The following is a 1,044-nucleotide window of genomic DNA, read 5'->3' as shown; positions in this document are numbered from 1 at the left end:
AAACCCAAGGTCAAACTTATTGTTGCTCCTTTTCCTGACCGACAAAAGGGTCAGTCTGAGTTTTTCTTCAAGCCTTTTTCCTCAACCCCCTTGACAATTGGCATACAGGCTTAAGTTGTCACCGATGGTCGGGATAGGCGTATTTAAGAGCATAAATGGCATAAATAGTATGCCGAACTTGTTCAGGAGAACCGATCAAGATGTGCTTGACTTTCTTAGGTTTACGACCAGGGTTTTCAGGGTTCTGATTTTCATCGGAGTTGGGTGGAAGATTTTTCGTCATGACTAGTTATTCATTAATTTTGTTGGAATTATAAATATATTAATAAATTAATTCAATGTCAAGGAGTTTAGAAAATTTTTTTTATTACGAAATATGGAGATATTCGTGAGGGTGTTGAGGGTGGTAATTGTGGATTATTTTGGAAAATAAACTAGTTTTTAATTGTCTACATTTTTGATAAACTTAATTGTATATAAAATGAATCGTAGGGTGGGCAGTGCTTCCGATAAATTTCAAAGCTTGGGATAGCTTTGATAGGAACTGCCCACCGACAGGAAATAAATAAAATGAATCGTAGGGTGGGAAGTGCTTCCGAGAAATGTAAAAGAATCGTAGGGTGGGCAGTGCTTCCGAGAAATTACAAAGCTATAAGTAGGTTTAATCGGCACTGCCCACCAACAGCAAATTAAATAAAATGAATCGTAGAATCGTAGGGTGGGCAGTGCTTCCGAGCAATTACAAAGCTATAAGTAGGTTTAATCGGCACTGCCCACCAACAGGAACTTATTAAAATAATCCTCAGGTGGGCAGTGCTTCATACCAATTTCAAAGTTTGGGATAGCTTTTTTAGGCACTGCCCACCCTACATCTCTACTAGATTTTTAATAAAATTAATCCTCAGGTGGGCAGTGCCTCTGACAGGGGGACATAAAGCTTATAACGTACACAGTGCAAACTCTATAGCCCGCTCACCCTTCTTGTAATAATTGAGCCAACGACGGTTAATTTCCAAAAGTTCGTCCACTATTTTTTGGCATAAT

The 1,044-nt window shown here is 38.7% G+C and carries 1 protein-coding gene; it reads right to left on the bottom strand.

What is annotated here, in order from left to right; genetic code table 11:
* Positions 1-118: 118 nt before the first annotated feature.
* Positions 119-283, bottom strand: coding sequence for a hypothetical protein (locus F6K49_RS52600; RefSeq protein ID WP_293111068.1), 165 nt, complete (start codon positions 281-283; stop codon positions 119-121).
* Positions 284-1,044 lie beyond the last annotated feature (761 nt).

It is taken from the genome of Moorena sp. SIO3I6 (assembly GCF_010672095.1).
Note: the sequence above shows the minus strand (reverse complement) of the source record. Positions and strands in the feature narration are given on the sequence as shown.